The sequence below is a fragment of the Actinoplanes sp. NPDC049265 genome (assembly GCF_043197135.1).
In the GTDB taxonomy this organism is placed as follows: Bacteria; Actinomycetota; Actinomycetes; order Mycobacteriales; family Micromonosporaceae; genus Actinoplanes.
Map to the genome: position 1 here is coordinate 1132773 of NZ_JBICSP010000001.1, position 25248 is coordinate 1158020.

A 25248-nucleotide genomic window follows, 5' to 3' on the forward strand; every position below is an offset into this window, starting at 1 on the left:
GATGAGTGGGTTGGAGCGCCGGCAACTCGAGGTCTTCCTGGCCGTGGCCCGCACCGGCAGCTTCACCCGCGCCGCGGCCGAGTTGCACCTGGTCCAGTCGGCGGTGTCGGCGACGATCGCCGCGCTCGAATCAGACCTGGGCGAGCGGCTGTTCGACCGGACCACCCGCCGGGTGCAACCGACCCCGGCCGGCGAGGCGCTGCTGCCGCGGGCCGCGGAGATCCTGGACGCGTTCCAGACCGCGCGCGACGCCGTCGACGAGGTGCGCGGCGGCCTGTCCGGTTCGGTGCGGATCGGCTACATGACCAATGTGACGCTGTTCGACATCCCGCGCCTGCTGGGCCGGTTCTCCGCCGACCATCCGGCCGTGACCATGCACCTGGCGCCGTCGGCCACCGGCACGGCCGGGCTGGCCGACGGGCTGCGCACCGGCGACCTGGACGTGGCATTCCTGGCCGCCAAACCCGCGGACTATCCCGATCTGCGTATCGACGTGCTGGCGTCCTCGCCGCTGGGGCTGGGCGTGGCGGCCGATCATCCGCTGGCCGGGCGCGACAGCATTCCGCTGGCCGAGGCGGCGGCGCTGCGCTTCGTCGACTTCCGGCCCGGTTTCGCCAACCGGACGCTGGTCGACGCCGAGTTCCGGCGCCGCGGCCTGTGGCGTGACATCGGGATCGAGACGTCCGACACCAACGACACCGCCGCCCTGATCCGCAACGGGCTCGGAGTGGGTTTCCTGCCGCGCTACCTGGTCGAGGACGACCCGACCATCCACTGGATCGTGGTGACCGACGCCGCGTTCGACATGAGCGTCAGCGTGGCGACGGCCCGCGGGCGCACGCGGTGCCGGGCGGCGGTCCGGCTGGCCGACCTGGCCCGCCGCTATGGTCAGTCGCTGTGACCACCTCCGCCGCGCTGGCCGCGGCCGTCGACGAGATGACCCGGGTCCTGTCGCCGCACGTGGACGCCGACTGGACCGTGCCGGCCGGTTCGCTGGAGTGGTCCTGCGTGCAGACGGCCGCGCACATCGGGCACGACCTGACCGCGTACGCGATGCAGCTGGCCACCCTGGCCGACGACGCCTACCTGCCGCTCGACCTGGAGGTCCGCGACGGCACGGCCCCGGCGCAGGTGCTGCGGATCGTCCGGGGCTGCGGCCGCCTGCTCGGCCTGGCCATTGACGCCGCCGCCCCCGGTGCGCGGGCCTGGCACTGGGGTCCGGCCGACGTCACCGGCTTCGCCGCCATGGGCATGAACGAGACGCTGATCCACACCTGGGACATCGCGCAGGGTCTGGGCCTGGCCTGGGAACCGCCCCCGGAGGCGGCCCGGACGATCCTGGGCCGGCTCTTCCCCGCCGCCGCGGCCGACGACCCGGTCGACGCCCTGCTGCGTTGCACCGGCCGCCGCGGCGAAGGCGGCACGGACTGGACCGTCACGGCGGCCCTGGGTCCTGACTCCCCGTGAGCCGCCCCGGTTTCAGCTCCTGGCGACGATCTCGGTGCCGTCGCCGGCGAACTCGTCGAAGCTCATGTTGCCCAGGCTCAGGTTCACGCTCACCTCGACCGCGGCGTCCGGGAGCAGCCGGAACCGGGTCACGAACTCCTGCTCATCCTCGGCGAACGGTGCACCGTCCCAGTCGGTCGTCACGGCCAGCAGCGGATGTCCCGGCCCGCGCATGGCGATATCGTCCGCCACGAAGAACACCGACGTCGTCGTCCGCAATGCCCGCACCAGCTGGCCGGGGGAGAGGCCGGCGTGACGGCGGTCGACGACCGTGAACGGTTCACAGGGCCCGTCACCCCACGGTTTCCGCAGTTCGGCGTGAATCCGTTCCCAGGCGGCGTCGGCGGTGAAGTCTGTCCGGACCACGAGCGCGCTCTGTCCGTCGTACCCGTCGATCTCGATCTCGATCTCGTCGACCGCGCCGTCCGGGACCTCCGCCGACGACGGCAGGACGCCGCCCAGCAGCGGCCCGGCCAGCGCGCCGGCGCTCGGCACCGACCCGGTCGTACGGAAAAGCAGCTCCGTCCGGAACAGTTCGTGGGTGATCTCGGTGTACGCGACGGCGACCTCGGGGATCTTGAGGCCTTTCCGGCGATGGGGGTCGCTGCGGGCCTGCGCCACCAACCTGCCGTTGCGGTGGCGGTTGAATTCGGCGTCGTAGCCGCCTCCGGGCGTGTGCTGACGCACGGCGGTGATCGTGGGGGCGAGGTCGGCCACCGGCAGGTCCGGGTCGTCGCTGAAGATCAGGACGTCTGGTCCGACGGCCACCGCCGCCACGGCCGGCATCCCGCTCCGCCGCAGCTGCCGCCAGGTGGTCTCGGTCGCGGCCACCCCGGCCCGGGCGAGGACGTCCCCGGGTGTGCTGCCGGACCCGACAGCCACGCAGTAGCCGCGGCCCTCGCCCGCCAGGGCCCGGAACCAGGCGGTCAGGGCTTCGTCCTGGGGAATGGCCGGTTCGCGGACCGGATCCCGCCAGATGGTGCGGCCGGCCGACCACCACACCGCCGTGCCGTGCTCGTCGCGGAGTTCGGCCCGGCCGCGGATGACGACGAGTTCGGTTCCCGGCCCGCCGATCTGCTCGATCACGTCGCCACCGTGCCCGCGGATCCGCAGGTAGCCGTCGTCCTCCAGGGCCAGCACAGTGGGACGGTCGTGGAACCACGCCCGGCCCGCGGTCCCGCCCCGGGTGTGCAGACGCGTGTTACGCCCGTCGTGCCACAGCACGGTGGCGCCGTCGTCGCTGGTCAGGGCCTGGCCGTTGAGTGTCTCGCCGCGGCGCATGACCGAGCCTCGGGCGGCCGTGTCGGTGAACGCGCCGCCCGGTCCCTCGCCGGCCGGGGTGCTCCAGACCGCGGCACCGGACGCGTCAACCAGCCTGAGTTCGCCGGTGTCGCGCATCTCCAGCCGCTGGACGCCGCGCCACGCGGTGCCGGTGTGCCACAGCCGGTTGCCGTGATGGTCCCAGGCGACGAGATCGCCTTCCGGGCCGAGACTGATCAGGGTGGAACGCGGTGAGTCGCTGACCCAGAGGTAGCGGCCGGTGGCGTTGTCGCGGACCGTGAGGCTCGGCTCGTAGACCGAGTGCAGGGCCGTGTAGCGGCCGGACGGCGAGGTCAGCGACTGCATCATCAGGGCGCCACCGAGCGGCAGCCACGATCCGCCCGCCTGCCAGCCCGTCCACTCCGCCGGTCTGTTCATGGCTGCCATCCAGTCATGCTTGTGCGGCGGCGCGCCCTCCGTCCGTCGGATCATGTGCGTCCGCCTGCGGATCGTGCGCGTTCGTCGTGGGCCTTCAGCTTTGTGGGGTGTCCTCAGCTTCGTGGTGTGTCCTCAGCGCAGCACCAGCAGGTCCAGGGCGTCGACGACCGGGCCTTCGACGTGGTCGGCGGCGGCGTTGAGCCGGGCCACGCCGGCGGCGTACTCGTCGTCGGAGATCAGCTGCAGCGGGGTGTGCGCGGATCGGCGCAGGCGCGCGGCGAAATCCCGCAGCGAGACGGCCGTACACTGCGGGATCTGCTCGAGCGCGACGGTGCCGAAGCCGACCGCCCCGAACGCCTCCTGGACCACCGCCAGGCTGGGGAAACTGTCCAGGACGCGGATCGCCTCGGTGAAGTAGCGGAACAGTGTGATCGCCTCGTGGCGCCCGGCGAAGGCCGACCGGATCAGCACCGGCCCGCCCGGGCGCAGCACACGCCGGATCTCGCGGGCGGCCGCGGCCAGGTCGGGCACGTGGTGCACGACTGTCGACAGCCACACCCCGTCGACCGAGCCGTCGGGCAGCGGGATGTGCTCGGCCTCGCCGGCCAGCACGTGCGGATGCTCGGACCGGGCGCGCATGGCCTCCGACGGCTCGACGGCGACCACCGAGTAGTCCCGGGTGAACGCTTTCGCCCAGGCGCCAGTACCCGACCCGAGGTCGAGCAGCCGAAACCCGTGCGCCGGAGGCAGATGCCGGCCGACCGCGGCCAGCCACGAATCGAGGGCGGCGGCGGCGAGATGCCGCGTGTCGGCGAAGGCGGCGGCATCCTGCCCGCCGTAAGCGATCCGAGCCATCCTGCGACCCAACCGCTCCCGCACCCTCCACACAAGACCCGCCCGCATTGCTGGCACGCCCGCATTACCGTATTGCCATTACCGATAATCCGTTAATGTCAGAACCGGACAAATCAGACACGCACCATAATGACAGTTATGTTGTTCGTCCGAGGCTCCGCCAGCGAGACGGGCGCTCAGACGTTTTGTCCTGGCTCCGCCTATCTGGCACAGGCTCTGCGCAACTGGCAGAAGCTCCGTGAATCTGGCGTGCGCTGGCGCACATCTGGCCGACCCACCACGAGAACGTGCACTTCTACGGCACCCACTCCGTCGACATCGATGGTGAACTCGCCCAGCTCGACACCGACGGCTACCGGCCCCTGCGGATGGCCGAGACCGGCGGGGCGGGCATCTGACCGTCCTTCACCAGTCACCTGGGACGTGTTCGGCGGATCGCCGCCAGCGTGCGCCGTGGTCCGCCGATCGACTCAGGAGACGGGCACCGTGAGAACGGTCGGGTCCCCTGTGCTCCAGAGGCCCCGGATGCGGCGGTGGCTGATCTGCCAGCCCTGCTCGGTACGCCGGAAGGTGTCGTCATAGGTGCCGCCCAACAGGAACTGCTCTCCACCTCGCACGTGCTGGGCCGTCATCGTGGCGTGGGTGGTGGCGGCGTCGCCGTCGATGCTGACCTCGATGTTGTGCACGGCATGATGGGTCGCATCGAGCGGCCCCAGGAAAGCCCGGGTACCCTCGACGATTTCCGCGCGCCCGCTGGCGGCGGCGCTGACGTAGTCGCCCTGGGCATCCTCGGTGTAGCCGGCCGCGAGCAGGTCCCAGTCCTTGCTGTCCATCGCGCGGGCGGTCCGGCACACGATCTACCGCCGCTGGGAAGGCAAGGACGAGCTGATCCTGGCCGCCATCGCCTGCATCGACTCGGCCGATCTGGGCCCGGACGGCCTGCCGGACACCGGCACACTGCGCTCAGACTTCCTGGCCCTGCTGGACCCGAACTGGATGGGCGGCAACGAGCGGCGCCTACGCATCCTGAGCAGTGTCTCGGCCATGATCACCCGCACCGCCAGGGCCGTGGACGCCGTGACCAAGGCCATCGTCGACCCGTCGACCGCCGCCTACCGGTTCCTGATCCAGCGGGCCGTCGATCGGGGCGAATACGCTCCGCCGCGCAACCTGGCCCGTGACTAACAAGATCCACGAAAACGGCGCTAGCGATGATCTTGACGGCGCGGTGTGTGATCGCGTCTGGGTTGCGTAGTTTGATCGACCATGGTCGATCACGAGGAGAATCCGTTGGCGGGCGACGATCCTGCCAATGAGGGCGAGCTACCCGGGCAGTTGGCCGATGAGTCCGGGGAACCCGGTGAAGACGCTGAGGAGTTTCTCTCCGACGAGCAATCGGCCGCGTACGGCTGTTACACCCGCCCACCGACCGTTGATGAGCTGGATCAGTTCTTCGTACTCGACGACGAGGACCGGAACCTGATCGCGGACAAGCGGGGGGACGCCAACCGGCTGGGCTTCATGCTCCAGTTGACCACGCTTCGGTATCTGGGCAAGTTCCTGGACGACCCACTCGATGTGCCCGCGGTGGTGCTCGACGACGTGTCCGCCCAACTCGGTATCGCCGACCCGTCGTGTGTGAAGGCGTACTCGCAACGGGTGAACACCAAGTGGGAGCATCAGCGCGAGATTCGCCAGCGGGCCGCTGGCGGGGCTATGGAGAGGGCTCGGCTGAGCTGGCGCTGTGGCTCGACCGGCGCTGCTGGAACACCGGCGAGACGAGCGCGCAGTTGTTCTACGGGGCGATCGGCTGGCTGCGGCAGCGCCAGGTCGAGCTCCCGGGGCTGGCCCGGCTGATGCAGGACGTCAGCGGTACCCGGTCTGCCGCCGAGGCCCGGTTGCGGCATGAGCTGGTCAGTCAGATCAACGGGCGGCAGGCCACGTTCCTGCTGAGCTTGCTGGACGTGGACCCGAAGACGAACAAGTCCGCGCTGGAGATCCTGCGGCGCCGGCCGATCGAGCAAACGGTGACCGGGTTGATCAAGGCACTGCGGCGGGTCAGTGAGGTTGTCGGCGCCGACCTGGGCGGTGTGGATGTGACCGTGGTCCCGCAGCGGCGGCTGCGGGAGCTGGCCCGCCGGACGCCGACCCGGACGGCGAGTGGCGCGCGGCGCTGACCCAGCGGTCTCCGCTGGTCAAGAAGTTCTTGCGGTTGTTGGTGGAGACGGTGGAGTTCGGCGCGACGGCCGACTCGGCGAAGATCCTGATCGCGTTTCAGGCGCTGCCGGCTTGGTCGACGCCAACCCGACCAAGCGGGTGCCGCCGGGATGTCTGGACGCCCGCAAGGTCGAGGTGGATGTGGTGCCCGCGGGATGGCGGCCCTTGGTGTTCAAGGACCCTCGCCCCGAGGCACGGTGGACCACAACGGTTACGTGTTCTGTGTGCTGGAGCAGTTCTACCAGCGGCTCAAGCGCCGCGACGTCTTCGCCGCGGCGTCGTCACGGTGGGCGGACCCGCGCGCCCAACTGCTGTCCGGGCAGGTGTGGCAAGCGCGGCGCGAGGAACTGCTGGACTCGATGCAGCTGCCCGAACATCCCGGTGAGCTGCTGGCCGGGTTGTCCGCCGAGCTGGGCGCCACCTGGCAGTACATGGCGGCCCGGGCGCAGGCCGGCGACATCAACGTCGGCAAGGACGGCAGGCTGCACGCCGCCGCGCTGGAGGCCGTCGCGGAACCGGCGTCGTTGAGGGACCTGCGCAACACCGCTCGCAAGATGATGCCCAAGGCCGACATTGGCGACGTCGTGCAGGAAGTCATGTCCTGGCATCCCGAGTTCATTGCCTCCTACACCCCACATCTCCCGCGGCGGGCCGATTTCCGGAGATATGGCCGTCAGCCTCGCGGCGGTACTGACCGCGCAGGCTCTCAACGTCGGCTGGGCCCCGGTGGTCTCGCCCGGCGTGGAGGCGCTGACCCGCTCACGGATCAACCACGTGTACCAGAACTACGTGCGCCCCGAATGCCATGCCGCCGCCAACGCGCCGCTGATCTGGGGCCAGGCCGGTATCCCCACCGCGACGCTGTGGGGCGGCGGCCTGGTGGCCGCGGTGGACGGCACTCGGTTCGTGGTCCCGGTACGCAGCATCGACGCGCGCCCGAACCCGAAGTACTTCGGGCGCAAGAAGGGCGTCACCTGGCTCAACATGATCAACGATCAGGGTGTGGGGACCGCGGGGATCGTGTTGTCGGGAACGCCCCGCGACTCGCTGTACGCGATCGATCTCCTGTACCGCCGTGACGGCGGGGCCCGGCCAGAGGTGTTCATCTCCGATACCGGCTCATACTCGGACATGGTGTTCGGGCTGCTCAAGCTGCTGGGCGTGGACTACCGGCCGGAACTGGCGGGCCTGCCCGACCAGCGGCTGTGGCGCACCGCCCGCGCGGCCGACTACGGGCCGCTCGACACCGCGTCACGGAACCTGATCGACCTGGAGAAGATCAAACGCCACTGGTCCGACATCCTGCGCATCGCCGCGTCTGTGCATGCCGGGGAAGTGGCCGCGTCGGAAGTGATGCGCATCCTGCAACGCGGCGGCAACCCGACCCAGCTCGGCGACGCCCTGGCCCACTTCGGCCGGATCTTCAAAACCCTGCACGTCCTGTCCTATGTTGACCGGGAGCAGTACCGGCGCGACATCAAGCGGATGCGCAACCTGCAGGAGGAGCGCCATCGGCTGGCCAAGTACATCTGCCACGGTCGTCGCGGCGAACTACGCGAGAAGTACCACGCGGGGATGGAGGACCAGCTCGGCACGCTCGGCCTCGTCGTCAACTGCGTCGCCCTATGGAACACCGTCTATCTGGACCGCATCCTGGCCACGCTGCGCGAATCCGGCTACCCGGTGCTCGACGAGGACGTGCTGCGCATCCACCCCTACTGGTACGCCCACATCAACGTGCACGGCCACTACTCGTTCCAACCGCTGCAACTGGCCGACGGTATCGGGCGACGACCGCTGCGAGACCCAGGCAACACCGACCCCGACGAGGAGTGAGCGCGGGCGAAGACCCAGCCGTAGTTCCAGCGAAAACAACGACAAGGGATTGATCTTTATCTGGTATGTCCTCCAACCTCGGCGCCTGCTCGGCCCGACCCTGCGAATCTGTAAGAGCGAAAACATCTCGATCGGATTCGATGGCAGCGGCGACGCCTCCAGCAGGTGCGCAGACCGGCGATGAGCCTGCGGGGCGCCGTCAAGCCGGAAACATTTCCCCACCCGGCTCAATGGCGACCGCGACCCCGATCTCCGCGGTTGCCGCCTTGGCGAGTGCGGCGTCCGCTTCGGCCCGGCTGCCGGTGGGGGGCTGCATGTACTCGCCACGGACGATGACGCCGTCGAAGTCAGGGTCGAGCCCCACCACTGAGTTGATCTTGAAGTTGCCGAACGCCCCCTGACCGGAGCGTCCCGTGAGCGTCATCGCCGCTCGGTCGAGCTCGGCGCTGCTGTACTTGCGCTGCCGGACGGTTGCGGTGATGCCGAGTTGACGCGCCTTGTCCTTGATCTGCTGTTGCATCCGGTTGGCCGGGCCGCTCCAGAGCAGGATCGTCGACAAGGTCGATGCGTTGTTAACCGACTCGATGTAGCCACTGGTTTCGATTCCCGGCTGGGAGATGATCCAGGTCTTTAGTTCGCCCAGCCGTTGTTCCCCGCGTGCGCTGTCAGCCTCGTGTTTCCAAAACGCCGCCTGCTCGGCCGTTTCCGGCGACGCGGGGCCGTCGTCGGCCGCCGCGGTACGCGCAATGCCGAGGCCGCCGGCGACGGCGGATGTGAGTGCCAAGGCAGCGAACGCGAGAAGCCGACGCCGATTCCCGATGCTGGTCGACAACGGGCTGTCCGGTGCCAACGGAGCGGGATATACCGAGTTGTCGGCTTCTTCCTCGAAACTCATGTGTGTCCCTCTCGATGGTTCCGGCCGCCGCTCCAATAATGCTAGCGCCGTTGGCAGCAAACGGTAACGCTCGTTTGGCGGGGTGGTACGAGGCGAAAATGTTGCGCTTGCGCCCGATAAGGATCTGGTGAGCAGTAGGAGGCGAACACCGTCGATGTCGGCGTTTCGCCTCCAGCTCTCATTGCCCCGTCAGCCGGTCACTAGGGATGCGCCGGGGATGGTTCGGATGATGGTGGACATCGCCGTGAAGTAGACGTCATTGCTGCAAATGTTGCGGCCGCCGTCGCGAATCGAGCCGCAGCTTGCCAGGGGCCATCCAACTGCCTGAATCATACCGACAGCGTTCACCCTGGTGCTGGTGACGTTCTTGTAGACGGGGCCGCCACTATCACCTTGAATCGCGCCGATTTTGCCATCGATTCTGTGGGCGAGGATCGTCATGACTTTGCCGTTGCCGGTCTTGTCGTCGAAAGGGACCCTCATTTGCGTTACGATGAGGCTGGCCCCGCCGCCGCAGTGAGTGCCGGAATTGCCGCCGCTAGTGCACACGGTATCACCGATGCTGACGGATTGGAGGCCTGCTACGGTAGCCTTCCCGCTGCCGTTGAATGGGCCGTAGAACATCAGCTTGGATCCGGCTCCCGTCAACACTCGAGCGGCGCCATCGGCCGACGATCGCCAGGTGCTGCCGTACTTGTTGAAGTTCAGTAGGGACGCGTCTCGCGGCTTGTAAGGCGTATTAACGCAGTGCCGAGCGGTCGTCGTGCGGGTGGTGCTGCCGATGCGGATAGCGAAACCGGTCGAGCAGGCATGCCCGCCGGTTCCAATCATGTAACCGCCGGCGTTGAAGGGCGAAGTGTCGTCGCCTCGGGTGGTGCCTCCGGTGGGCGCGAGCGGGGGTGCCTGGTTTCACGTTGACGGCGATGCCCAGATCCTGGGTAGCGGCCTGAGCCAGTTGGCTATCGGTTTGACCGTCGGTGTGCCGACCGGCGACGACGATGCCGTCGAAGTTTGCCGAGATGCCGGCCGCGGCATCGATTACGAAGTTGTCGAAGACTCCTTGTCCGGAGCTTTCACTGACCTGCGCCAGTGCCGCGTCGATCTGCTGGCTGCTGTACTGCCGCTGTTCGACGGTCGCGGTGATGCCGCGGCGCTGTGCCTCGGCGAGAATGCTGGCCTGGGCCGCGTTCGCGGGTCCGTACCACAGCAGCTTCGTCGACTTGGTCGCCGCGTCGTTCACAGACTCGATGTAGCCGCTGTTCTCAATCCCTGGCTGGGTGATGATCCAGTCCTTCAGGTTACTGAGCTCGTTCTGCTTGTCCCAAACCGCCTGGTCGGGGTCAGTCGGCGCTGCCGGCAGTTGGCTGTAGTTGACTTCTACATAGGGCAGCTTCGACGAGTCGGTGTAGTTGTGCGACCAGAACTGCTTGTACTGGTTCGTGGCGGTCTCGTCGGCGGCGCGCAGCCCCATGGTGGGCGTACCAACCTCCTTTTCGACGGCCCGCTGGAAGAAGCCGCTGGCGTCTGCGGTGACCCACCCGTTGTTGCAGCTGGTGGACGTCGACGTGGCGTCCTTGTACTGCCACTCGGGCTGGTCGTCCCAGGACGTGGTGGACGTAATCGGAGAGGTGGTCCAGATCTCCCACGGCGTCTGGCTACAGGTCGTGGAGTATGGGTTGGCGAAATGCAGCAGAGCCGAGTCGACCTGCATGCCCTGCAGCCCGGTCGCCCACCAGGTCACGAACGAGCGAGCGCTCCACGTGCTGTCATACGTTCCCACGAACAGGGAGTCGGCATCCGGCCAGCCGGTGGCCTGGCCCTTGACGACGGTGGTGCTGGTCACCGTGGTAGACCAATCGTAGTATGGGTCGATGGTGACCGGGTAGACCGTGTCCGGGTTGGTCAGCCACGCCTGATCCGGCTTGAGTACCACGTCCACCGGGTCTGCCGCGGCTGCCGGTTTTGCTACATGGTTTTGCTACCGGTTCAGGGGGTGTTTCGCGGCCTGTGCGGCTGCCGATCCGCTCGGGGGCGAAAACGATCGTTATTGCCCCCTGCTGGACGGCGCTGACCCGCCCACCGAGATGATCTTGCCTAACAGGACGTCTCCGAGCGTCGGTCCTCAAGGGCCAATCCAAGATCGGACAACGTCAAGATCATCGCTAACGCCGTTTTCGTGGATCTTGTTAGTCACGGGCCAACCTCGACGCTCTGGCACAGGTGATCCCGTCGATGGCGGCCTACCGAGCGTTCTTCATGCAGCAGGGCGTCGACGAGGAGTTCATGCTCTCGATCATCGACGGCGTCATGCTGGCCGCACTTCGCGAACCATCCGCTGTCAACGGCTGAGGAGCGATGCTGATCGACAGCAACATCTGGCCTCGACATGGCTGCTTTACGCCGCACCGGCCGTGAGGTCGACGACGGACTGGGCCAGCTCGACTCCGACGGCGACCGGCCGCTACGTCTCGCGGGACCGAATGACAGATACATAGAGCCAACGCGCCGAGGTCAGGCTCAGCGTATTTGTCAAAGCCTGGGTTGGAGCCTCGATCATTTGCCCGAAACACACAGCCCGGACGGCCGCCCGGTTCCAGGGAGCGGACGGGCTCTACATCCAGGAGCACCCCGAGGCCGCACCCCGGCCTCGGGGTGCGGCCTCGCCGGCGTACGACTTTCGGTTTCAGTTCTTCTTCGTGGCGGCCTTGGCGTCGATGCCGGCGATCGTGGCTCCGGCGGTGGTGTCGGTGCCGGTCAGGGTGACCGTGGCGCCGAGCGGGAGGTCCTTGAGGGCGACCTTGACGCCGTTGAGCTTGATCGTGGCGTCGGGGTTGACGGCCAGGTTGAGCGTGGCGCCGTCGCCGGACCTGACGGTGATCTTGCCGGTGGCGGCGTCGACGGCGGAGATGGTGCCGGTCAGGTTGAGCTGCCAGCGGGACAGCGCGACCACCGTCTTGGCGACGCGCTTGCCGTTGGTGACGGTGCCGGTGAGGGCGATACGGGCTTTGACCGGCACGGCCGCGAGCGCCACGGTACGCCCGTCCAGCGTGATCTTCGCGTTGTCGGCGACCGTGACGACCTCGTCGGCCAACAGCAGGTGGTCGACGGTGACCGTGCGGGTCGTGGCGTCGACCGCCTTGACCGTGCCCGCGCCGGCCATCGGCCAGCTGGTGGTGGCGTCGACGGTGGTGGCCAGGTTGACGCCGTTGCTGACAGTGCCGTTGACCTTCACGCGGGCGCCGACCGGCAGGCCGGCCAGCTTGGCCGTGGCCTTGTCGATGGTCACGGCCGCCTTCGGTGTCACGGTCACGGTGGTGGAGCCGCCGCCGTTCTCGGCCGCGACGGTCAGCTTGCCGGCCGCGGCGTCGAGCGCGGAGACCGTGCCCTCGGTCGTGAAGGTGCGCGCCGGCGTGCCGGCGGCGGCCTTCACGACCGGGTTCGCCGGGCTCGCGGCCTGGGCCGGGGCGGTGGCCAGGCCGGTCAGGGCGATGCCGGCGACGGCGGCGAGAACGGCGGAACGGTGGCGCAGCTGCATGTCAGGGGCTCCTCGGGGGGTCACATCGGGGTGCACCCTTGATCGGCCGACACGCTCCGTGGTTTAGCGACTACGCAAAGTCAATCAGGGTAGGTAGTCGACCTTGGGGAAGGCGGGGCTGGGACCTTCGAGCAGCCGCTGCCGCCGGTTGCGCAGGTGCAGGTCGAAGAAGGCCAAGGGGTACGCCTGCTGAATGCGTACCCCTTGGCGCGGCGTGAGCTCGCCCTCGCTGATCCCGAGCTGGGCGAGCAGCCAGGGATTGTCGACGTACGAGCCGTGCACCGCCCCTTCGGCCTGTACGTTGAGCCGCCACCCGTGCAGCAACGACCAGAACCGGTCGAGCGGCTCGGTGCCGCGCCGGTACTCCGCCGTCATCAGCATGAACGGCCGGCTCAGGTCGGTGACCAGCGGCTGCGACTCCATCGGGCCGTCGAAGCTGAGGCCGGCCCGGACCCGCGGGTCGACGTTCATCGTCAGGGCGGTCGCGGTGCCGCCCTTCGACCAGCCGAACATGCCGACCCGCCGCAGGTCGAGCGCGGCGCCCAGCCCGGCCGGCAGCTTGCGGCCCTCGGCGTCGGGATTGCGACCGGCCGCGATGTCCTCCACCCGGTCCAGCACGAACCGGATGTCGTGCACGTGGTCCCAGGGCAGAACATGATCGGCGGGTACGCGCAGCCGCCCGCCGGGGAATTCGGTGTACGAGTCACCGTGGTCCACGGTGACGACGAGGTAGCCGTGACTGGCGAGTTCCTGCACCACGGTCGTCGCCTCCGACCGGTGCCCGCCGCTGCCGTGCGAGTAGAGCACCACCGGCCGCCGGCCCAGCGCGTGCAGCACCGGCGTCCCCGCGTGCCCGGCCGTGATGGGTCCGGTGACGGCGTCGGGGTCGAGGTCGTTGTCCACGAGTAGTTCCCGCAGCGGCGCGTCGTCCATCCACGGTGCCGGCGGGTGGCGCCGGGCGTCGCGGCCGGCCGGGTACCAGATGCTCGCCATCACCTCCCGGTCCCGCCCGGCCAGGTGCAGAGAGACGGTGCCGATGGGGTACGGGCCGGTCGGTCGCGGCAGCGTGAGGCGTGACTTGGCCTGCGCGGCGGGTGTCCAGGTGGCGCCGAGCGGGATCGCGGCTCCGGCGGCGAGCGCGGCGTTGAGCAGGTGCCGGCGGGTCAGTGCGGTGGTCATGCGGTTCTCCCCGTTGTGTCGAATTTTCCGTACGCCAATAGGTTTGCATTGGAAACCGGTTGGCACAAGCGTTACGGTGGCTCGGGTCGCCCGGCCAGGCCGGACTCGTAGGCGATGATCACCAGCTGGACGCGGTCGCGGGCGCCGAGTTTGCTCAGCAGGCTGGCCACGTGGGCCTTGGCCGTACCCAGGCTGATCAGCAGGTCGGCGGCGATCTCGGTGTTGGTCCGACCGCGGGCGATGAGGGCGAGAACCTCCCGTTCCCGGTCGGTGACGCCGGTGAGGGTGCGCGACGGGGGCGAGGGTTCGGGGCGGCCGGCGAACTCGGCGATCAGCCGCCGGGTGACGCCCGGGGCGATCAGCGCGTCGCCGGTCGCGACGACCCGGACAGCGGCGACGATGTCGTCGAGCACCATGTCCTTGACCAGGAAGCCGCTCGCCCCGGCGCGCAGCGCACGGTAGACGTTGTCGTCGGTGTCGAAGGTGGTCAGGATCAGCACGGCCGCCGGTGATCCGCCACCGGTGATCATGCGGGTGGCGTCGAGGCCGTCCATGCCCGGCATCCGGATGTCCATGACGACGACGTCGGGCCTTAGCTCCCGGGTCAGCCGCACGGCCTCCGCCCCGGTCCCGGCCTCGCCGACGACGTCGATGCCGGTGGTGTCGGTCAGCACCGCGTTCAGCCCGGCCCGGACCAGCGGCTGGTCGTCGGCCAGCAGCACCCGGATCGTCGCCCCGGGCCCGGGCCGGTGCAAGACCGGCGGCGGCCCATCGGTGACCACGGGACCGCCAGGTGTTTGTGAGTCGGCGGCCGCGAGTCGGCTGGGTGGCTGCCGGTCGGCGGTCATCGGGTCCGCACCGGCATCGGGAGGCGGGCGGTGACCGCGAAGCCGCACGCCGGTCTCGGGCCCGCGGCGAGGTCGCCGTTGAGCAGGCCGATCCGTTCGCGCATGCCGATCAGGCCGTAGCCGTGCCCGTCGCCCGACCCGCCGTGGCCCTCGTCGACGATCTCCACGACGAGTTCGGTGTCGCGCTGGTCGATGGTGACCACACACTCGGGTGTGCCCGCGTGCCGGACCACGTTGGTCACCGCCTCCTGGACCACGCGGTAGGCGGTCAGGTCGACGTCGGCGGGCAACGGCCGCCGCTTTCCGGGCCACCGCACCTCGACCCGCAGCCCGGCTCGCCGCGCGCGCTCGACCAGCCGGTCGAGGTTCGCTAGCCCGGGCGCCCCGCCCAGATCCGAGCCGGTGGCCGAGAACGCCCGGGCGCCGGGCGATGAAAGCGCACCCGCCGGGACGCCGGCCGGCGCGAACTCGCCCGACGCGGCCTCCGGCGTGGCGGCGCGCAGGTCGTCCAGCATGCGGCGCAGCCCGGCCAGGGTTTCCCGGCTGGTGGCCTCGATGGCGTCGAGGGCCTCGTGCGCCGTGGCCGGCTGGGAGTGGAAGACGCGGCTGCCCGCCCCGGCCTGGATCGCGATGACGCCGATCGTGTGGGCGACCATGTCGTGCAGATCGCGGGCGATGCGGGTGCGCTCGGCGGTGATCGCCTGCGCGGCGACCTGTGCTCGCTGGGCCTCGGTCCGCTGGCGGCGCTGACGTTGCGCGTTGCCGACCAGCAGCGCGATCAGCAACGCCATGGTGAGCAGGAGGCGGGACTGCCCCAGGCCGTCGGCGCGCAGCGGGTTGACCGCTACGGCGCCGGCCTCGGCGGCGAACACCAGCAGCGCCGCGGTGACCGAGACCCGCCACGGCCGGCGGGCCGCGATCACGCCCACGGCCACGTCGAGCGTCAAGAACACCAGGTACCGCAGGTCCTGCGGATAGCCGTCCTCCCACGACCGCAACAGGGTGGTCAGCGCGAACCCGGCGACGAGCATCAGCGCCAGGGCCGGCAGCGGCGCCCGGCGCAGCAGCGTCATGGGTAGGACGACGGCCAGCGCGGGCAGCAGGTAGCGCAGGCCGTGCACGAAGTGGTCCTGGCTGCTGTTGGCCAGCGCGGCCACCAGGGCGATCGGGGCGAGGGCGGCACCGGACCAGGCCGGTATCCGGTAGGGGTGCGGCGAGCCGGACATGCGCCTCACCGTAATCGCGAATCGGGCCGTCCGATATTGGTCTGTGGGCGTACGCCTGGGGGCGGAGATCGGCGCGCACAGTGTGGTCTCCGGCCTGATGCGCCGCGAGCGCCGGACCGCAATCGTCGACGGGGTGATCGAACTTCACGAGCTGACCAAGAGGTATGGCCCGTCCACCGCGGTGGACGGGTTGACGCTGACCGTGCGGCCCGGCCGGGTGACGGGGTTTCTCGGGCCCAACGGAGCCGGCAAGTCCACCACGCTGCGCATGGTGCTGGGCCTGACCACCCCCACGGCCGGCACCGCGAGCGTGAGCGGGCGTCCGTTCCGCGGTCACGCCCGCGGGTTGCCGCACGTCGGTGCGCTGCTGGACGCGGGTGACGTCCAAGGTGGACGCAGCGCGCAGGCGCACCTGTGGGCCCTGGCCCGCGGCAATCGTCTGCCCCGCACCCGGGTCGTCGAGGTGCTGGACGAGGTGGGGCTGGCCTCGGTCGCCCGGCGGCGGATCGGCGGGTTCTCGCTGGGCATGCGCCAGCGCCTCGGCATCGCGGCCGCACTGCTCGGTGACCCGCCGGTGCTGCTGTTCGACGAGCCGTTCAACGGCCTCGACCCGGAAGGGGTCCGGTGGGTTCGTGGCCTGTTCCGGCGGCTGGCCGATCAGGGCCGCACGGTGTTCGTCTCCAGCCATCTGATGAGCGAGATGGAGAACACGGCCGACCATCTGGTCGTGATCGGCCGGGGCCGGCTGCTCGCCGACGAGAGCCTGGCCGGCTTCCGCGCCCGTGCCGGCGACGCCACCTCGCTGGAGGACGCGTTCTTCGCCTTGACCGCCGACAGTGTCGAATACCCCGGAGGAGCCCGATGAGCACCGACCTGATCGCCGCCGAGTGGATCAAGCTGTGGTCGCTGCGGTCGACCCGGCTGGGGTTCCTGGCCTGTGCGGTGATCGTGCTGGCGATCACCGCCAACACGGCCGTGGCCGACGTCGGCGACTGGCCGTCGATGAACGCGCAGACCCGGGCGTTGTTCGTGCCGATCTGGTCGTTCCGGGACGCGTTCAACGACCCGTCCGGCATGGTGCTCGCGCTGGCGGCCGGCGGCATCGGCGCTGTCACGGTGGTCGGCGAGTACAGCAGCGGGATGATCCGGACGACGTTCGCGGCGGTGCCGGCCCGGCGGGCGGTGATGGCGGCCAAGGTGATCGTCGTGGCCGCGGTGTTCACCGTTTTCGGTGCGGTCCTGTCGGCGGCGGCGTTCGCGCTGAGCCAGGCCATCCTGTCCGGCGCGGGGATCGGGGTCGGCATCGGCTATCCGGGCGCGGTCCGGGCGGTGGCGGCGTCGGCGTTGCTGGCGCCGGTCTGCGCCCTGATCGGCCTGGGGGTGGGGGCGCTGGTCCGGCACACCGCCACCACGATCGTCGTGGTCGCCGGGTTCCTGCTGCTGGTGCCCCGGTTGTTCGACAGCCGCGCGCACCGGTGGGTCGCCGCGGTGCACGACATGCTGCCCGCGTCGGCCTGGGACCGGCTCACCACCACCGGTGTTGAGTCCGCGCTGAACCTGGACCGGTACCAGCCGAGCATCGCGGGTTCGTGGACGGCGTTCGCCTTCTGGTCGATCGTGGCGGCGGCGGTCACCGTCGTCGCCGCCCAGCGCCGCGATCTCTGAGCGAATCGCGGCGGGCTCCATGTCGCGACTTCTGAGCGGACCGCCGCTCGATCGTGGCGGGCCTCACCGATGAGCGATCGCGGCGACTTCTGAGCGGGCCAGCCGCTCGACCGTGGCGGCGTTCACCATCGTGACCTCTGAGGGGATCCGCCGGGCCGGCGCCTCGCGGCCGGACCCGGCCGGACCCGGTGGGGGCCGGAGCGGTAACCACACGGGGGGATACCGCTCCGGCCCCCACCGGGGGGGGGTGTTGTTGGGCGCGACCATTTACGCAGGTGGAGCGGAGCGACCTCGGCGGGAGCGACGGTCTGCACCACCCACCCTGCTACGACATCGGGCTCTTGATCCTCAGTTGGCGAACCAGGTGAGGGAGCGTCCGTGGCCGTGCGTCCAGGCCAGCGGGCGCCCGTCCAGGGCGAGCACGTTGTGGGCCAGGTTGGCGGGCGCGGGCGGAAGGTCGTCGAAGGGCACCGCGCCGGGGGCCTCGATGGAGATCCAGTGGACCGGGAGTTCGCGGATCAGCGCCAGGAAGCGGTCGCGGTCGGGCTGGGGGACCTGGTAGAGCATCGCGGAGTGGAAGACGACCACGGTCGCTCCCTCGGGGGCCTGGGCGATCAGCTCGGGCAGGGCGTCGAGCAGGTCGGCGCGGATCAGGTGGGGTGGGTCGGTGCGGGCGGTCTCGGCGGCGGCGTGCAGGCGGTCGCGGCGGTCGGTGTGTTCGGGCCAGATCAGGGCGTCGAGCCAGGCCCGGTCGGCGGGGTCGGTGACGTCGAGGGGGTTGCGGTCGCAGCCGGCCCGCCAGACGACCGTCGGCAGGGCGTCGGGCAGGGGCAGGTCGCCGGTGACGGTGCAGTCGAGCAGGGGAGTGCCGGTGCCGATGGTGTGGTCGTTGTAACGGTAGGCGTAGCGGTCGGGGTAGAGGTTGAGGCCGGCCGAGGCGCCCAGCTCGATCAGGGCGAGGGGCTGCGGCAGGGACGCGAGTACGGGCATGAGCAGCGCGCTGCGGCCGGTCTCGTTGGTCTGGGTGGCACGGGCGAGAATCTCGGCCGCGACGCGTTCCCAGTTGGCGGCGACGAAGTCGTGGAACGCGACCGGGTCGTCGACCGGGCCGCCGAGCAGCCGGACCACGCCGAGCAGCAGGTTCGGCTGGCGTTTGGGCTCGGGCAGGGTGGCGATCAGGTCGAGCAGTTCGTCGTCGTCGGCGATGGCGGTGGTCAGCCGGTCGTAGGTGGGTGATTCGCCGCGGGCCTGGCGGACGGCGAAGTCCCAGTACCCGTCGGCGACCACGGCCCGGGCCAGGAACGGGTCGACGGCGGCGCGGAAGGCGGCCGGCTGCTCGACCCACGGGAAGTGCCCAGAGTCGTCGATGGTGACGGCCCGGCCGGCCGGGAACAGTGCGGCCAGGGCGACGGGCTGGGCGGCTCCGGTGGCGCAGTCGGCGGCGCCGGCCACGACCAGGACCGGTGCGGTCACCGCGGCCAGCCGGGCGGCCCAGTCGCCGGGGGCGTCCACACTGAAGTAGGCCCGGTTGGCCGCGAAGTTGGCGATCATGGCCGCGGCGTGGGCCTGTTCGGTCGGACCCCAGCCGGCGTAGGCGACCGGGGCGGTCCGCAGCGTCCAGTCCTGGAAGTCGGCGCCGGGCCCCTGGTCGCGCCGGGCGAGTGCCTCGGCGAAGATCGGATCGTCGCGGCGCGCGTCGATTAGGGCGGGCGCGTCGGACGGCGTGTCGACCAGGTGCCCGGACGGAGGTGTGACCAGCACCAGGGCGCCGACCCGACCGGGGTAGCGGGCGGCGTAGGCCAGGGCGAGCCGCGTACCGGCCGAATGTCCGAGCAGGACCACTCGCTCGAGCTCGAGCCGCTCCCGCAGGGCCTCCATGTCCTCGGCCTGGCGCCAGAACGACCCGCGCTCGATGTCGTCGGGCATCGGCGACGACCCGGTGCCGCGCAGGTGGGGGATGATCAGGCGGAATGGCAGCGCGCCGAGGTCACCGAGGTAGCCGGGGTCGAGGGCGGCTCCGCCGGCCAGGGCGATGACCGGCGTCTGGAAGCCGGGCCGGAAGTCGTCGTAATGCAGCTGCGCCCCGTCGGCGCCCGGATAGGTGGGCATGGCCGGGGAGCTTATCCGGGCCGAACTGACGCTTCGGCCCGGGAAACGTTGATGTACGTCACGGCAACCCGCATTCGCGGAACCCGTCGTCGGCGGCGTCGACCGTGCTGGGCGCGCGCGGCGGGCCGATCTCTGGTCCGGCCGCGGGCGGCGTCAGCCGCCCGCGGCCGGACCATTCACGCACGTGGAGCGCAGCGACCTCGGCGGGAGCAGCGGTCGGCACCACCCACCCGGCTACGACATCACGCTCTTGATCTTGAGGTTCAGTGGCGGGCGGCGACGTCGCGGCCGGCGACGACCGCGGCCTCGTGGGCGGCCTTCTTGAGCAGTTCGGCGGTCTCCAGGAACGGGTCCATGGCCGGGTTGACGCCGGCCAGGGTGAGCTCGCGCTCGATCAGGGTGAGGTCGGCGCCCCACACGTCGGCGACGATGCGCCGCAGGTAGGCGGTGTTGTGGTCCCAGCCCTCGCGGGGTGTGCCGGGGCCGTAGCCGCCGCCCCTGGTGGTCAGCACGATCGTGGGTTTGCCGTCGAGCAGCCGTTCGGCCGACGACTCGGCGCCGGCCAGGACCAGGTCGACCCAGATCTTGACGTGCTGGGAGACGCCCCAGTTGTAGAGCGGCAGGGCGAGGATGGCGGCGTCGGCGTCGCGCAGTTCGGCGGCGACGGTACGCGCGAGCTGCGATGCGGTGCGCTGGGCGTCGGTGCGGGACTCCTCGGGGGTGAAGTTGGCGCCGATCGCGGTGGCCCAGGCATCGGACGGCAGCGGCTCGGTGCCCAGGTGCCGGCGCACGAACGTGGTGTCCGGCCGGACCGCGGTGAACTCCTTCTCGGCCAGGTCGGCGAGCTCGCTGCTGGCCGAGCGGGGGCCCTGGATGCTGGCGTCGATACGCAGAACGGACATGTGTGTTGACTCCCGGGATGGGGGGCTTGAATGTTCAATCTCAGAGTGCTCCTGTCCGCCTTGAATGTTCAAGTCCCCCGGTAGAATGATCCGTGTGAGCAACCCCACGCCGCCGGTCGCATGGCTGACCGATCACGAACGCAACGCCTGGATGATGCTCGCCGGGGTCCTGATGAACCTGCCCGCGGCGATCGACGCCCAGCTCAAGCGCGACTCCGGCCTCAACTTCTTCGAGTACTCGATCCTGGTCGGGCTGTCCCGGCCGATGAACCGCACCCTGCAGCTCACGATGCTCGCCAACACCGCCAGCGGGTCGTTGTCGCGGCTCTCGCACGCCATCAGCCGGATGGAGAAGCAGGGCTGGGTCCGCCGCAAGGTCAACACCGGTGAGGTGCGCTGTGTCGAGGCCACCCTGACCGACGAGGGCATGGATCTGCTGCGCCGGGCCGCTCCGGGACACGTCAACCGGGTCCGCGAGCTGGTCTTCGACGCGCTCAGCGAGGAGCAGGTCGGCCAGCTGTTCGCGATCGCCCGCGTGCTGCACGCCAAGGCCAATCCGGACGGCGCCGAGGCGAGCGAACGGGTCATCGCCGAATATCTGTGACCACGGTCTGTCGAGACGGCGCGACCAGCTTCGTCCCGGGGGTGAGCGACCGAGAACGAGAGGACCACGAGACATGAAGTACCTGCTGATCGTCGACTACCGCCCGGGCGTCATCGACACCCCGATGGAGGAGTGGAAGCCCGAGGAGGTGCAGGCGCACATGGACTACTACACCGCGCTGAACAAGCAGCTGCTGGAGAGCGGCGAGCTGGTCGGCGGGTACGCGCTGCGCCCGCCCGCCACCGCCAAGACGGTCACCTCCGACGGCAGCACCCCGGACGTGATCACCGACGGCGTCTACCCGGAGGCCAAGGAGATCCTGGCCGGCTTCCAGGTCGTCGACGTCGACACCGAGCAACGCGCGCTCGAGATCGCCCGGCTGGTCTCGCAGGTGCCCGGCCCGGGCGGGGTCCCGCTGGCCCAGCCGATCGTCGTGCGCCAGGTGATGCACGAGTTCGCCGAGCAATGAGCGACACCGCCGTCGAGGATCTGCTGCGTGACACCGCGCCGCAGGTCCTCGCGGTGCTGGCCCGCCGTTACGGTGACTTCGCCGCCGCCGAGGACGCCACCCAGGAGGCGCTGATCGCGGCGGCCCGGCACTGGCCCGCCGACGGCGTGCCGGCCAGTCCCCGGGGCTGGCTGATCCAGACCGGCGCCCGCAAGCTGCTCGACCAGTTGCGCAACGAGCAGGCCCGGCGCCGGCGCGAGGAACTGGCCGCGGTGCGCGAGTTGCCGGGCGAAGCGGCCCAGCACGACGACACCCTGACCCTGCTGTTCCTGTGCTGCCATCCGGCGCTGAGCCCGGCCTCGGCGATCGCGCTGACCCTGCGGGCGGTCGGCGGCCTGAGCACCGCCGAGATCGCCCGCGCCTTCCTGGTCCCCGAGGCCACCTTGGCCCAGCGGATCAGCCGGGCCAAGCAGCGCATCCGCGACACCGGCACGGTCTTCGCCGCCCCGGCCGGTGACGAGTTCGAGACCCGGTTGCGGCAGGTCCGGCGGGTGCTCTACCTGATCTTCAACGAGGGGTACGCGGCCAGCACCGGCGCCGCGGTGCACCGCGCCGATCTGGCCGCCGAGGCCATCCGCCTGGCCCGCATGCTCCCGGCCGACCCCGAGTCGATCGGCCTGTACGCGCTGATGCTGCTGACCGACGCCCGACGCCCCGCCCGCACCGACGCCGCCGGTGGCCTGGTCCCGCTGGACGAACAGGACCGCACCCGCTGGGACCGGGCCCGCATCGCCGAGGGCACCGCCCTGCTCGACAGCGTCGCCGGCACCGCCGCGCCGGGCGAGTACCAGATCCAGGCGGCCATCGCCGCTCTGCACGACCGCGCGCCCGGTCCCGCCGGCACCGACTGGCCGCAGATCCACGCCCTGTACGGGATGCTCGACGCCGCCAACCCGGTGGTCGCCCTGAACAAGGCCATCGCCGCCGCCATGATCCACGGCCCCGAGCACGGGCTGGCGCTGATCGCCGAGCTCGAACTGCCCGGCCACCGCCTCGCCGCCACCCGCGCCCACCTGCACGAACGCGCCGGCCATAAGGAGCAGGCGCTGGCCGCCTACAGGCTGGCGGCCGAGCAGGCCACCAGCATCGCCGAACGCGACCACCTCATCCTGCGCGCGTCACGGCTGCGTCACGGCTGATCTGGATGCCATCTTCTTGCGCCAATCGGTTTGCTGTGGAAACCTATTGGCATGAGTGCTGATGCGGTGCCGGCCGGCGGGGATCCTCGCCGTTTGCTGGCCGATTCGCGTGATCTCGCGCGCAAGGTCCGCCTCGATCAGCGGGTGACCTGGGTCGCCCTGCTAGTGCTGGCGGGCGTGACGTTTCTGGCCATCCCGTTCGACTACTTCGGCATGCGGGTCGGCTGCGGCCGGGCCGGCACGGACGGCGGTTGCACGTTCGACCGGCAGGGGGTGCTGTATTTCTGGCCGGCGGCGCTGCTGGTCGCGTACGCGGCGATCGCCCTGCTGTATGTGCGGGTCGCCCGCACCCGGGGGGTGGGTGCCCGGGTGATGCCGTACGTGATCACCGGCGCGGTGCTGACCGTGTTGTTCACCGCGACGTGGCTGGTGTTCCGGGTCCTGGTGGTGGACAAGCAGTTCGTCGTGCTGCCGACCTGGGCGATGGTGCTGGACCGGCTGATCGCGCCGTGGGGCGTCATCGGGCTGGCGTTGCTGGTGCTGGCGCGGCTGGAACGCAACGTGGCGCTGCTCGTGTTCACCGTCGCGTACCTGGCCGTGGTCCTGGTTCCGGTCGACTTCGGTTGGCAGATGCACGCCCACATCCGCGCCAACTGGGTGCCGCAGCAGGTCATCGACGCCACGATGCTGCTGCTCGGCGGGCTCGGGTTCGCGCTGGCCGACCGGCGGCGGCGGTGACCGCCGAGCCCGACGCGCACCCGGCCAACGGCCTCGACGAGGTCGTGCACCAGCGGGTGCGGCTGGGCATCCTGACCATCGCGCACGAGGCGCGGCAGGTGGAGTTCGGCTATCTGCGGACCCAGCTGGAGCTGACCGCGGGGAACCTGTCCAAGCATCTCAGCGTGCTCGAGGCGGCCGGTCTGGTGGATCTGGAGAAGGGGTACGCGGGCAGGCGCGGCCGGACCTGGATCACGCTGACCGAGGCCGGGCAGGCGGCGCTGGCCGAGGAGATCGGGCAGTTGAAGCTGCTCATCGAGCGGGTGGAGAAGCGAGCGGACTGAGTCGCAGCGTCGAGGTGGCGGCGGTGTCGGTGACCATCGAGGCGGCGCCGCCCGCGTACTTGGCCCGGTAGGCGGCGTCGACCGCGTCCCGCTCGGCCAGGCCGATGTCCTCGACCCGGACGCCGGCCTCCAGCCCCGGGACGCGGACGCGGGCGTGACCGGTGCGCAGGACGTGGCCGTACCAGCCGGTGTCGCGGCGGTGCCAGGTCCGCACGTACACCTGGGTGCCGGCGACCACGGCCCAGATCGTGGTCCACCGGCGGCCGAGGATCTCCAGCTCGTACGCCGAGCCGATATCGGCGAGCTGGGCGGGTGACCAGGCGTCCATAATCGGCAGCGTAGCCCGCGCGAAGGAGAACCCGATGACCTCGGTGGTCCGGCACGTCACGATCGACGTCGCCCCGCCTTACGAGCCGTACGAGCTGGCCCGTTTCTGGAGCGAGGTGGTGGGCGCGCCGCTGCATCCCGACAGCGAGCCCGGTGACGACCAGGCGTTGGTGCAGGGTTCGCCCGGGCTGTTGTTCACCCGGGTGCCGGAGGCGAAGACGGTGAAGAACCGCGTACATCTGGATCTGCGGCCCGGCGTGACCCGCGACGCCGAGGTGGAGCGCCTGACCGGTCTGGGCGCGAAGTTGTTCGAGGATCACCGCCGGCCGGACGGCACCGGCTGGGTGACGCTGACCGACCCGGCCGGCAACGAGTTCTGCGTGGAGCGTTCCGCCGCCGAACGCCCGTCAACCTTGGGTTGACGCTTTCATGCCGTCAACTTATGGTTGACGGCATGACTCAACTCGACCCACCCGTGCGGCTCGACGATCTGATCGCGGCCGTCAGCACCAACAACCCATCACCGCTGGACCGGCTGTCCAACGCCGTGCTCCTCGGCGACCACCTCGGCGATCTGGCCGACCACCTGATCGGGCACTTCGTCGACCAGGCCCGCCGCTCGGGGGCCTCGTGGACCGAGATCGGCGCCAGCATGGGCGTGTCCAAGCAGGCGGCGCAGAAACGGTTCGTGCCCAAGGACGTCGACCCGTCGCAGGGCTTCAGCCGTTTCTCCGACGCCGCCCGCGCCGCGGTGGTCGGCGCGCAGAACGAGGCCCGGTCGGGCGGGCACGCCGCAATCGTGCCCGCCCACCTGATTCTCGCACTGCTGGCCCGGCCCGACTCCGAGGCCGGCCGGCTGCTGGCCGGGGCCGGCATCACCCGCGACGACCTGACCCTGCCCGCGCCGGTGGCCGACGTGCCGGCGCTGATCCCGTTCGACCCGCACGCCAAGAAGGCCCTGGAGCTGTCGTTCCGGGAGGCGCTGCGGCTGGGCCAGGAGGGCGTCGGCTCGGGGCATCTGCTGCTGGCCCTGCTGGCCGAGGAGGCCGAGGACGGGCCGCTGCACCGCCTCGGCGTCAAAGGCCCGGACCGGGTCGACGAGGACAACTGACATTTGTCATGGGCGGACCGTGACGCG

30 protein-coding genes and 1 pseudogene are annotated in these 25248 nt (G+C 70.3%); 15 read left to right on the top strand and 16 right to left on the bottom strand.

Translation table 11 applies throughout. The annotated features are described in order from the left end of the window. The first annotated feature begins 1 nt into the window (after position 1). Both ACGFIO_RS05435 and ACGFIO_RS05440 read left to right on the top strand, forming a co-directional pair. On the top strand, positions 2-901 hold the full coding sequence (locus ACGFIO_RS05435; protein ID WP_392822328.1) for a LysR family transcriptional regulator: 900 nt from the start codon (positions 2-4) through the stop codon (positions 899-901). Further along, the gene (locus ACGFIO_RS05440) at positions 898-1467 is read left to right on the top strand and encodes a maleylpyruvate isomerase N-terminal domain-containing protein (protein ID WP_392822330.1); all 570 of its coding nucleotides are present in this window, start codon (positions 898-900) and stop codon (positions 1465-1467) included. Before ACGFIO_RS05435 ends, ACGFIO_RS05440 begins: the two co-directional genes overlap by 4 nt. A 12-nt stretch (positions 1468-1479) precedes the next feature. Here the strand turns inward: ACGFIO_RS05440 and ACGFIO_RS05445 are convergent, their stop codons facing one another. From ACGFIO_RS05445 to ACGFIO_RS05455, 3 genes are all read right to left on the bottom strand, one after another. After that, a complete protein-coding gene (locus tag ACGFIO_RS05445; protein WP_392822332.1) occupies positions 1480-3204 on the bottom strand; it encodes a DUF6924 domain-containing protein in 1725 nt (574 codons plus the stop codon). A 132-nt stretch (positions 3205-3336) separates the two neighbouring features. Further along, complete coding sequence (locus ACGFIO_RS05450) at positions 3337-4059, bottom strand: class I SAM-dependent methyltransferase (protein ID WP_392822334.1); 723 nt, start codon at positions 4057-4059, stop codon at positions 3337-3339. A 470-nt stretch (positions 4060-4529) separates the two neighbouring features. Beyond that, positions 4530-4892 (bottom strand): nuclear transport factor 2 family protein, encoded by a 363-nt coding sequence (locus ACGFIO_RS05455; protein WP_392822336.1) that lies wholly within the window; start codon positions 4890-4892, stop codon positions 4530-4532. Here ACGFIO_RS05455 and ACGFIO_RS05460 point away from each other — a divergent pair. The 3 genes from ACGFIO_RS05460 (at position 4882) to ACGFIO_RS05470 (ending at position 6236) form a co-directional block, all read left to right on the top strand. Next, positions 4882-5244 (top strand): TetR-like C-terminal domain-containing protein, encoded by a 363-nt coding sequence (locus ACGFIO_RS05460; protein ID WP_392822338.1) that lies wholly within the window; start codon positions 4882-4884, stop codon positions 5242-5244. The two genes, ACGFIO_RS05455 and ACGFIO_RS05460, sit on opposite strands and share 11 nt — an antisense overlap. 81 nt (positions 5245-5325) lie before the next feature. Beyond that, positions 5326-5916 carry a DUF4158 domain-containing protein gene (locus tag ACGFIO_RS05465; protein ID WP_392822340.1) on the top strand — a complete coding sequence of 197 codons (591 nt, stop codon included), beginning with the start codon at positions 5326-5328 and terminating at the stop codon, positions 5914-5916. After that, positions 5850-6236, top strand: a complete 387-nt coding sequence (locus ACGFIO_RS05470; protein ID WP_392822342.1) for a hypothetical protein — start codon at positions 5850-5852, stop codon at positions 6234-6236. Before ACGFIO_RS05465 ends, ACGFIO_RS05470 begins: the two co-directional genes overlap by 67 nt. 321 nt (positions 6237-6557) lie before the next feature. On the opposite strand, the gene ACGFIO_RS05475 is transcribed toward ACGFIO_RS05470, so the two are convergent. Continuing rightward, entirely contained in the window at positions 6558-6884 is a 327-nt protein-coding gene (locus tag ACGFIO_RS05475; protein WP_392822344.1) for a hypothetical protein, read from the bottom strand. Positions 6885-6894: 10 nt separating this feature from the next. Here ACGFIO_RS05475 and ACGFIO_RS05480 point away from each other — a divergent pair, with 10 nt between their 5' ends. Next, positions 6895-8112 carry a transposase gene (locus ACGFIO_RS05480; RefSeq protein WP_392822346.1) on the top strand — a complete coding sequence of 406 codons (1218 nt, stop codon included), beginning with the start codon at positions 6895-6897 and terminating at the stop codon, positions 8110-8112. Between the two features lie 199 nt (positions 8113-8311). On the opposite strand, the gene ACGFIO_RS05485 is transcribed toward ACGFIO_RS05480, so the two are convergent. The 7 genes from ACGFIO_RS05485 to ACGFIO_RS05515 form a co-directional block, all read right to left on the bottom strand. Continuing rightward, complete coding sequence (locus ACGFIO_RS05485; protein WP_392822347.1) at positions 8312-9007, bottom strand: hypothetical protein; 696 nt, start codon at positions 9005-9007, stop codon at positions 8312-8314. Positions 9008-9196: 189 nt separating this feature from the next. Then, on the bottom strand, positions 9197-9490 hold the full coding sequence (locus ACGFIO_RS05490) for a hypothetical protein (protein ID WP_392822350.1): 294 nt from the start codon (positions 9488-9490) through the stop codon (positions 9197-9199). A gap of 256 nt (positions 9491-9746) precedes the next feature. Continuing rightward, positions 9747-10946, bottom strand: coding sequence for a hypothetical protein (locus ACGFIO_RS05495; RefSeq protein WP_392822352.1), 1200 nt, complete (start codon positions 10944-10946; stop codon positions 9747-9749). A gap of 744 nt (positions 10947-11690) precedes the next feature. After that, positions 11691-12542, bottom strand: coding sequence for a hypothetical protein (locus ACGFIO_RS05500; RefSeq protein ID WP_392822354.1), 852 nt, complete (start codon positions 12540-12542; stop codon positions 11691-11693). A gap of 84 nt (positions 12543-12626) precedes the next feature. Beyond that, positions 12627-13721, bottom strand: a complete 1095-nt coding sequence (locus ACGFIO_RS05505) for an alpha/beta hydrolase family protein (RefSeq protein WP_392822356.1) — start codon at positions 13719-13721, stop codon at positions 12627-12629. Positions 13722-13792: 71 nt separating this feature from the next. Then, positions 13793-14503 (bottom strand): response regulator, encoded by a 711-nt coding sequence (locus tag ACGFIO_RS05510; protein ID WP_392822359.1) that lies wholly within the window; start codon positions 14501-14503, stop codon positions 13793-13795. A gap of 62 nt (positions 14504-14565) precedes the next feature. After that, positions 14566-15795 (bottom strand): sensor histidine kinase, encoded by a 1230-nt coding sequence (locus tag ACGFIO_RS05515; protein WP_392822361.1) that lies wholly within the window; start codon positions 15793-15795, stop codon positions 14566-14568. Between the two features lie 133 nt (positions 15796-15928). Here ACGFIO_RS05515 and ACGFIO_RS05520 point away from each other — a divergent pair, with 133 nt between their 5' ends. Both ACGFIO_RS05520 and ACGFIO_RS05525 read left to right on the top strand, forming a co-directional pair. After that, on the top strand, positions 15929-16660 hold the full coding sequence (locus ACGFIO_RS05520; RefSeq protein WP_392822601.1) for an ABC transporter ATP-binding protein: 732 nt from the start codon (positions 15929-15931) through the stop codon (positions 16658-16660). Beyond that, positions 16657-17460, top strand: coding sequence for a hypothetical protein (locus ACGFIO_RS05525; protein WP_392822364.1), 804 nt, complete (start codon positions 16657-16659; stop codon positions 17458-17460). Before ACGFIO_RS05520 ends, ACGFIO_RS05525 begins: the two co-directional genes overlap by 4 nt. A 348-nt stretch (positions 17461-17808) precedes the next feature. Here ACGFIO_RS05525 and ACGFIO_RS05530 read toward each other — a convergent pair whose 3' ends face one another. The 4 genes and pseudogenes from ACGFIO_RS05530 to ACGFIO_RS05545 form a co-directional block, all read right to left on the bottom strand. Next, a complete protein-coding gene (locus ACGFIO_RS05530) occupies positions 17809-18747 on the bottom strand; it encodes a DUF2332 domain-containing protein (RefSeq protein ID WP_392822604.1) in 939 nt (312 codons plus the stop codon). A 36-nt stretch (positions 18748-18783) separates the two neighbouring features. Next, positions 18784-19569 (bottom strand): annotated as a pseudogene (locus ACGFIO_RS05535) (alpha/beta fold hydrolase); the annotation flags it as partial. A 58-nt stretch (positions 19570-19627) separates the two neighbouring features. Then, positions 19628-19753, bottom strand: a complete 126-nt coding sequence (locus ACGFIO_RS05540; RefSeq protein ID WP_392822366.1) for a hypothetical protein — start codon at positions 19751-19753, stop codon at positions 19628-19630. A 79-nt stretch (positions 19754-19832) separates the two neighbouring features. Further along, positions 19833-20471 carry an FMN-dependent NADH-azoreductase gene (locus ACGFIO_RS05545; protein ID WP_392822367.1) on the bottom strand — a complete coding sequence of 213 codons (639 nt, stop codon included), beginning with the start codon at positions 20469-20471 and terminating at the stop codon, positions 19833-19835. 94 nt (positions 20472-20565) lie between these two features. On the opposite strand from ACGFIO_RS05545, the gene ACGFIO_RS05550 reads away from it, so the two are divergent. The 5 genes from ACGFIO_RS05550 to ACGFIO_RS05570 all read left to right on the top strand — a co-directional run bounded on the left by ACGFIO_RS05550 (position 20566) and on the right by ACGFIO_RS05570 (position 23783). Beyond that, positions 20566-21075 carry a MarR family winged helix-turn-helix transcriptional regulator gene (locus ACGFIO_RS05550; protein ID WP_392822369.1) on the top strand — a complete coding sequence of 170 codons (510 nt, stop codon included), beginning with the start codon at positions 20566-20568 and terminating at the stop codon, positions 21073-21075. A gap of 73 nt (positions 21076-21148) precedes the next feature. Beyond that, positions 21149-21544 (top strand): YciI family protein, encoded by a 396-nt coding sequence (locus ACGFIO_RS05555; RefSeq protein WP_392822371.1) that lies wholly within the window; start codon positions 21149-21151, stop codon positions 21542-21544. Next, a complete protein-coding gene (locus ACGFIO_RS05560; RefSeq protein WP_392822372.1) occupies positions 21541-22722 on the top strand; it encodes an RNA polymerase sigma factor in 1182 nt (393 codons plus the stop codon). The genes ACGFIO_RS05555 and ACGFIO_RS05560 overlap by 4 nt, the downstream gene beginning before the upstream one ends. A gap of 51 nt (positions 22723-22773) precedes the next feature. Then, complete coding sequence (locus ACGFIO_RS05565; protein ID WP_392822374.1) at positions 22774-23460, top strand: hypothetical protein; 687 nt, start codon at positions 22774-22776, stop codon at positions 23458-23460. Further along, entirely contained in the window at positions 23457-23783 is a 327-nt protein-coding gene (locus ACGFIO_RS05570) for a transcriptional regulator (protein WP_392822377.1), read from the top strand. The genes ACGFIO_RS05565 and ACGFIO_RS05570 overlap by 4 nt, the downstream gene beginning before the upstream one ends. On the opposite strand, the gene ACGFIO_RS05575 is transcribed toward ACGFIO_RS05570, so the two are convergent. Further along, entirely contained in the window at positions 23752-24111 is a 360-nt protein-coding gene (locus tag ACGFIO_RS05575) for a DUF2255 family protein (RefSeq protein WP_392822380.1), read from the bottom strand. The two genes, ACGFIO_RS05570 and ACGFIO_RS05575, sit on opposite strands and share 32 nt — an antisense overlap. A 34-nt stretch (positions 24112-24145) precedes the next feature. On the opposite strand from ACGFIO_RS05575, the gene ACGFIO_RS05580 reads away from it, so the two are divergent. Continuing rightward, complete coding sequence (locus ACGFIO_RS05580; protein WP_392822382.1) at positions 24146-24532, top strand: VOC family protein; 387 nt, start codon at positions 24146-24148, stop codon at positions 24530-24532. Between the two features lie 32 nt (positions 24533-24564). Next, positions 24565-25221 carry a Clp protease N-terminal domain-containing protein gene (locus ACGFIO_RS05585; protein ID WP_392822385.1) on the top strand — a complete coding sequence of 219 codons (657 nt, stop codon included), beginning with the start codon at positions 24565-24567 and terminating at the stop codon, positions 25219-25221. Positions 25222-25248 lie beyond the last annotated feature (27 nt).